Raw genomic sequence first — 7,205 nt, 5'->3', positions numbered from 1 at the left:
TACGACAACGACAACGACAACGACGCCCGGTCCGTGAGAACGTCCGGTAGGATGGGCAGAGCGCAGCGTGCCCATCAGATACCCTGGCGCCGCTCCATCAGCACAAAGGGCGCCCAATAGGCCGGGTCCTGCCGGCGCGCATCACGTTTGTCCCCGATCCATTCCAGCCGCGCCGCGCGCAAGGCGTCGGACGGGTCGCTGTTGGGTCCGGCCACGAGCCAGCGGCGGTAGAAGTCGCCCATGAACTCGGCGGCCAGCGCATCGTCGAGCGGCCACAGTGACATCAGCACGGCCTGGGCCCCGGCGATCTGGAAGGCGCGCACCAGACCATAGACCCCCTCGGAGCGGTCCAGCGCCCCGCGGCCGGTGTCGCAGGCGGACAGGGTCACCAGCCGGGTCCCCTCCAGGTTCAGGTCCTGCGCCTCCAGGGCATAGAGGATGCCGTCCTGGTGGCCGGGACCGAGCTTGCCCGCGAGGCCCAGGTTGGCACCGGCCAGCGCCAACCCCGCGAGCGTCAGCGGCCGGTCCGTCCCATCCGCCCGGGCGGCCAGGAAGAAGCCGTGGGTCGCCAGATGCAGCACCAGCGGCGGCTCGGTGATCGCGCTCAGGCTGGACTCGGCCGCCTCCGGCCCGGTCAGGACCCGCGCCTTGCGGTTGAAATAGTCCCAGAACGAGCGTCCGACCGCCGCGGCCTCGGGACCGGTCTGCGGCAGCGGCTTGAAGCTGCCGCGCTCGGCGCGCAGGCGCTCGTTCAAAGGAGCCGGGGCGTCCCGCCGCGGCGTAGCAGCGGCCACCGACCCCGCCGCCTCCGGCTCATCCGCCGCCGGAAACCGCTAATAATCCACCCCACCCATCGCAATCATCCCCACCGCCTCCCCGCCCGGGGACCGCCCCTGCCTGCGGGCCGCGGCGCGGCCACCCGCGGACAACGGATGGAATCATAGCGCAACCGCCACCCCGCCACTTGCCGGACGCACCGCCGCCCCCTACCCTTGCCTGATCGCCGATCCACCGCCGTGGTGTCACCCATGATCAACTGGCACCGCCTCTTCGGCCTGGCCCTGGAAGACTACTTCACCGGTACCCGCTATGCGGTGGAGATGGAGAAGGACGTCGCGCGCAAGCGCCAGGTCCTGGATGTCGTCATCGTGCGCGGGACGGGCGAGGCCCTGGTCGATCCCTGCGACGGGCTGGAAGACCTCAGGCCCCACAATCTCCTGACCTACAAGTCGGGCCAGGAGAGCCTGGACGCCTGGGCGATCGAGGAACTGATCGGCCACTACGTCAACTACCGCAAGGCGTTCGCGCCCAGAGAACCGGCCGCCCGGTTCGGGCTCTACGCGGTCACCACCCGCCGCCCCCGCGCCCTGGCGGAACAGGTTACGCTGACGCCGGTCAAACCCGGGGTCTACCGTCTGCCGGTCGTGGGCCGCAGCATCACCCTGATCGTGCTGCGCGAGGTGGAGCCCTGCCCACGTAACGCCCTGTGGGAGATCTTCAGCTTCGAGGCGGCGAAGGTCGCCGCCGGGGCCGGCATGTACCAGTGGCGCCAGGATGACCATTTCCCGATACTTGAAGAAATCTACCGACGCTACCGCGAGGCGGGTATCCCGATGTCATACACCTTCCAAGACTTTCGCCGCGACCTCGCACGCGAGACGCTGCCTGAACTGACCCCGGAGGAGCGGCTGCGGGGGCTGCCGCCGGAGGATCGGCTGCGGGGCCTGCCGCCGGAGGACCTGGTACGCGGACTGCGCACTGAGGGGCGTCTGCGCGGGCTCAGCGACGAAGATGTCGCCCAGCTCAAAGACCTGCTGGAACGCGGCACATCCCGTCGGCAGTAACCTGAAGCGATCGGCGGTGCCGGCCGCGAGGTTGCCATCCCGAGCGACTTCCTTCCTGCGTCCTGCCGGGATGTCGGACGCCGCGAGGGCGGGGCTAACGCGGCCCGCACCCCGGCGGGACCGGGGTCAATTCCATCGCTGCGATGTCAGCGATCGGGACCACCAGGCTCGCGTACCGCGCAACGACAGGACCCGCGCGCACCCATGATCAACTGGCACCGCCTCTTCGGCCTGGCCCTGGAAGACTATTTCACCGGTACCCGCTATTCGGTGGAGATGGAGAAGGACGTCGCGCGCAAGCGCCAGGTCCTGGATGTCGTCATCGTGCGCGGGACGGGCGAGCCCCTGACCGACCCCTGCGACGGTCTGGAGGACCTCAGGCCCCACAACCTCCTGACCTACAAGTCGGGCCAGGAGAGCCTGGACGCCTGGGCCATCGAAGAACTGATCGGCCATTACGTCAACTACCGCAAGGCGTTCGCGCCCCGTGAACCGGCCGCCCGATTCGGGCTCTATGCGGTCACCACCCGCCGCCCCCGCGGGCTCGCGGAACAGGTCGCGTTGGAACCGGTCAAACCCGGGGTCTACCGCCTGCCGATCCTGGGCCGCACCATTACGCTCATCGTGCTGCGCGAGGTGGCGCCCTGCCCGCGCAACGCCCTGTGGGAGATCTTCAGCTTCGAGGCGGCGAAGGTCGCCGCCGGGGCCGGCATGTACCACTGGCGCCAGGACGACCATTTCCCGATACTTGAAGAAATCTACCGACGCTACCGCGAGGCGGGTATCCCGATGTCATACACCTTTCAAGACTTTCGCCGCGACCTCGCACGCGAGACGCTGCCTGAGCTGACCCCGGAGGAACGGCTGCGGGGGCTGCCGCCGGAGGACCTGGTACGTGGACTGCGCACCGAGGGGCGCCTGCGCGGGCTCAGTGACGAAGATCTTGCCCAGCTCAAAGACCTGCTGGAGCGCGGCACATCCGGCCGTCCTTGATCCTGTTCCCGGCCACGCCGTGCCGCGGCGCGTCCGCGACATGGCTCCCGCGGTGCGGTGAGAGCACGCGCGGCACCCGGGTCGAACGTCGGGAGCGCAGCACCCCCTGCTTGGAATCGAGGCGAGCGCGATCCGACCCCGGAAGCGACCCCGGCGTTGTGCACCCCGCACCCCGCACCAAGCCAACAGCCCCGCGTGAGCATCCAAACCCAGCATGATCAACTGGCACCGCCTCTTCGGCCTGGCCCTGGAAGACTACTTCACCGGTACCCGCTATGCGGTGGAGATGGAGAAGGACGTCGCGCGCAAGCGCCAGGTCCTGGATGTCGTCATCGTGCGCGGGACGGGCGAGCCCCTGACCGACCCCTGCGACGGGCTGGAAGACCTCAGGCCCCACAATCTCCTGACCTACAAATCGGGCCAGGAGAGCCTGGACGCCTGGGCGATCGAGGAACTGATCGGCCATTACGTCAACTACCGCAAGGCGTTCGCGCCCCGGGAGCCGGCCGCCCGGTTCGGGCTCTATGCGGTCACCACCCGCCGCCCCCGCGCCCTGGCGGAACAGGTTACGCTGACGCCGGTCAAACCCGGGGTCTACCGCCTGCCGATCCTGGGCCGCACCATCACGCTGATCGTCCTGCGCGAGGTGGAGCCCTGCCCGCGCAACGCCCTGTGGGAGATCTTCAGCTTTGAAGCGGCGAAGGTCGCCGCCGGGGCCGACGCCTACCAATGGCGCCAGAACGATTATGTGCCGATACTTGAAATGATCTATGAACGCTATCGCGAGGTAGGTATCCCGATGTCATACACGTTCGAGGACTTTCGCCGCGATTATGCGCGGGAGATTCTGAAGAAGATGCCCATGGACGAACGGCTGGCGGGACTGTCACCGGAGGAGCGGCTGCGGGGCCTGCCGCCCGAGGAGCGGCTGCGGGGCCTGCCGCCCGAGGAGCGGCTGCGGGGCCTGCCGCCCGAGGAGCGGCTGCGGGGCCTGCCGCCGGAAGAACTGGCGCGCCGGCTGGGCCCTGAAGATCGTCTGCGCGGGCTTAGCGAGGAAGAGCGGCTGCTTGGACTCAGCGACGAGGCGGCAGCCCGGCTCAAGGACCTGCTGGAGCGCCGGACGTCCGGCAAGCAGTGAACTGAACCGGGCGACGCGGCGCTTTGCGGCGCCCATCGCACGAAACGGCCGGTCAGGCGTCCACACCCGTCAAACGCCGGACTCAGGCCGCCCCACCCGGCAGCTCCCGCCCCCCATACAGCCGCCGGATCACCTCCCGGAACTGCTCCTCCAAGCGCCCGCGCTTGACCTTCATGGTCGGCGTCAGCAGGCCATTCTCGATGGTCCAGGGCGCGAGGCTCAGGTGCACTGCGCGCACCTGCGCGTGGCGCGGAAAGCCCTTGAGCAGGTCCTGGACGCGCGCAAGTACCGCGGCGCGGGCCGCCGGGTGGTGCAGCGCCGCGGGGTCACCCGGATCGAGCGCGAGACCCGCAGCCAGACGCCCCCAGGCGTCGGGCTCCAGCACCAGGAGCGCCGCCAGGTAGGGGCGGCCCTCGCCCAGGATCAGGGCCTGGGCGAAGAGCGGGTCCATGGTCAGCGCCGACTCCAACGCGGCGGGGGGGATCTTCTCGCCGGCGGAGGTGACCAGGATCTCCTTCAGCCGCCCGCGGATATAGAGGTACCCGTCGCGCAGATCGGCCAGGTCCCCGGTGTGCAGCCAGCCGTCGGCGTCGATGGTGCCGGCGCTCGCCGCGGGCTGGCCCCAGTAGCCCAGCATCAGGCCCGGGGTGCGGGCAAGCAGTTCGCCGTCGGGTCCGATGCGCAGTTCGAGTCCCGGCAGGGGCCGCCCGACCGAGCCCGGGATGCAGTCCGCGGGTGCGGTGTTGGTCAGCACCGGGGAGGTCTCGGTCAGGCCGTAGCCTTCCGTCAGCGGCAGACCGAGCCCGATGAAGAAGCGCGCCACCGTGCCCGCCAGGGGCGCACCGCCGCTGACCGCCACCCGCAGCCGGCCGCCGAACCGGTCCAGGACCTGGCGCGCGATCAGGCGCCGCAGCACCACGGCGGCCAGCCGGGCGAGTGGACCCAGGACCGGACCGCGCCCCTGCGCCGCGAGAAAGCGCCGCCAGCCCAGGTCGACGGTGGTCTCCAACAGCCGCCGCTTCAGGCCGTGCGGCCCGAGCCGGGCCTGGATGACCAGATAAACCCGCTCGTAGACGCGGGGGACCCCGAGCAGGACGCTCGGGCGGATGCGGAGCAGGTCCTGGCGCAACAGTTCCACCGAGCGCGCAAACGCGACCTGGGCGCCGGCCATCATGGGCAGGTAGTAGCCGACGGTGCGCTCGAAGCTGTGGGCCAGCGGCAGGAAGGAGAGAAAGCAGTCGGTCGGGTAGGCCGGGATGCGCCGCAGGACCGCCTGCGCCGTCCACAGGATGCCGCGATGGGACTGCATCACCCCCTTGGAGCGGCCGGTGGTGCCGGACGTATAGACCAGGGTCGCCAAGGCGTCCGGGTCCTGGACCAGGTCCACGGGGTCAGCCGACGCGCGCGGCAGCCAGTCCGCGAGGTCGCGCAGGGTCTCGTCCGCGGCCGGTAACTCGCGGTTCAGACACAGGACCCGGCGCAGCGCCGGAAAGGCGGCGCGACCCGCGGCCAGGGCGGGCCAGCGGCGGTCGGAGTCCAGGAGCAGCAGACAGGCCCCGGAATCGGCCAGGATGTGGGCGATGTTGTCCGGGCTGTCGGTGGCGTAGAGCGGCACCGGCACCAGCCCCAGACCCAGGGCCGCCTGGTCGCAACAGACCCAGTCGACCCCGTTGGGCAGGCTCAAGGCGACCCGGTCGCCCGGTTGCAGGCCCTCACCCGCGAACCCCAGTTGCCAACACCCGACCAGCCCCGCCAGCGCCGACCAGGTGTAGTCGCGCCAGACGCCCCCCTCGAACTGGCGGTAGGCGACGGCCGCGGGCGAGCGCGCGACCCGTTGGCGGAAGAGTCCGGGGAGGGTACGGGCCGCGTCACAGGCGATGATGTGTGACGGCAGGCCGGGGCTTTCGGTGGTCATGGCATGGACCTCCATCCAGAAAAACGCGTTCAGCATCAAACGGGCGATGCCCCCCACCGATCCGGCCAGCCGCGACCGCGACTTCAGATCAGGGGCCGGAGCGGCCGGGCGGGCCTCTTGCTTTAATGCAATTATGGCAACTGAGCGCGAAATGGGTGGCTCGGCAAGCCCCTCGGTGCGCACCCACACACAAGGTCGCTGGTCCGCATCGCGGCGTCCTGCTGGATCTCAATCAGGAAGAGCGCAAGTTGCTGGGGGAGGTTTCGACCTGGGAGCCGAATCCTGATTCACCCGTCTGCTACCCAGGTCCCGCGGGACCGCTTGGGCTCACTCGAACCCTGGGACCTGCCGGACGGCCTCTGGGACGTCGTCGCCGACCCGCGCCTGATGCCCCACCTGCACCGGCCGACGCGGAGCGGCGCGGCAAGACCGCAAAGTTCACCCGTCTGGCCGCACTGGGGCAGGCCACGGTGCCGGGAATCAACCTCACGACCGACATCATCGCCGGCTTCCCTGGTGAGACCGAGTCTGAGTGACGCGAGACCCTGGGCTTCGTTGCCGCCATGGGCTTCGGTCAGGTCAATTGCTCCGCCTATTCGCCGCGGGCCGGCACCAGGACGCGGCGGCAATCGGTGAGATCCTGGAGTTCAAAACTTCACATAGGGGTCGCTATGTGAAGCTTCACATAGCGGCCAGGAGCTGTCAATCGGCGCGGATGAGGCGACCGCAGCGACACATGCTTGAGCTGCCATTGGTTCCGCGTTGGTCACTGACCGCAATGGGGTCGAGTCCGCTCGCCCGCCAGCTGTCCATCTGGGTCAGCGCGGTCTCGATCACCCGTTCGCCGAGTTCGACCGCCAGCAGGTCATCCTCGATCGCCGGCAGGAACTCCTGCGGGAGCAGGAGTCCGCGTTGCGGATGCTGCCAGCGGATCAAGGCCTCGGCGCCGATGGCCGCTCCGGTGCGCAGGTTGACCCGGGGCTGGTAATAGAGCACGAATTCGCGCGCGACCAGGGCGCGGCGGATGCGGTCCAGACCTTCATGCTAACCGCCGATGCGATGATCCTTTTCGACGTTGAAGACATGGTAACGATTCTTGCCGGCCCGCTTGGCCAGATACATGGCCTGGTCAGCCTGGCGTAGCAGTTGATCCGCGTCGAGCGCGTCCGTCCCTTCGCGCTCGCCCGGAACCGGCTGCGGATAGAAGGTGACGCCAAGGCTGGCCGAGACCTGCATGACGACATCGCCGAGGGGCACCGGCGCGGCCGCGGCGGCGAGCAGGCGGTTGAGCAGCGGCACGCCGGCGGCTCTGTCG

The 7,205-nt window shown here is 69.5% G+C and carries 5 protein-coding genes and 1 pseudogene; 3 read left to right on the top strand and 3 right to left on the bottom strand.

The features are described 5' to 3' along the window. Positions 1–74: 74 nt before the first annotated feature. Entirely contained in the window at positions 75–794 is a 720-nt protein-coding gene (locus QZY48_RS05000) for a CHAT domain-containing protein (RefSeq protein WP_295428547.1), read from the bottom strand. A 234-nt stretch (positions 795–1,028) separates the two neighbouring features. Between QZY48_RS05000 and QZY48_RS04995 the strand changes: the two genes are divergently transcribed. From QZY48_RS04995 to QZY48_RS04985, 3 genes are all read left to right on the top strand, one after another. Continuing rightward, the gene (locus QZY48_RS04995) at positions 1,029–1,844 is read left to right on the top strand and encodes a hypothetical protein (RefSeq protein ID WP_295428544.1); all 816 of its coding nucleotides are present in this window, start codon (positions 1,029–1,031) and stop codon (positions 1,842–1,844) included. 204 nt (positions 1,845–2,048) lie between these two features. Continuing rightward, a complete protein-coding gene (locus tag QZY48_RS04990) occupies positions 2,049–2,837 on the top strand; it encodes a hypothetical protein (protein WP_295428541.1) in 789 nt (262 codons plus the stop codon). A 214-nt stretch (positions 2,838–3,051) separates the two neighbouring features. After that, positions 3,052–3,975, top strand: coding sequence for a hypothetical protein (locus tag QZY48_RS04985; RefSeq protein ID WP_295428539.1), 924 nt, complete (start codon positions 3,052–3,054; stop codon positions 3,973–3,975). 82 nt (positions 3,976–4,057) lie between these two features. Here QZY48_RS04985 and QZY48_RS04980 read toward each other — a convergent pair whose 3' ends face one another. Beyond that, on the bottom strand, positions 4,058–5,890 hold the full coding sequence (locus QZY48_RS04980; protein WP_295428537.1) for a long-chain fatty acid--CoA ligase: 1,833 nt from the start codon (positions 5,888–5,890) through the stop codon (positions 4,058–4,060). 798 nt (positions 5,891–6,688) lie between these two features. After that, positions 6,689–7,205: pseudogene (locus tag QZY48_RS04975) on the bottom strand (EAL domain-containing protein); the annotation flags it as partial.

It is taken from the genome of uncultured Thiodictyon sp., from assembly GCF_903828115.1.
In the GTDB taxonomy this organism is placed as follows: Bacteria; Pseudomonadota; Gammaproteobacteria; order Chromatiales; family Chromatiaceae; genus Thiodictyon.
This window is presented reverse-complemented; position numbering and strand designations above follow the sequence as displayed.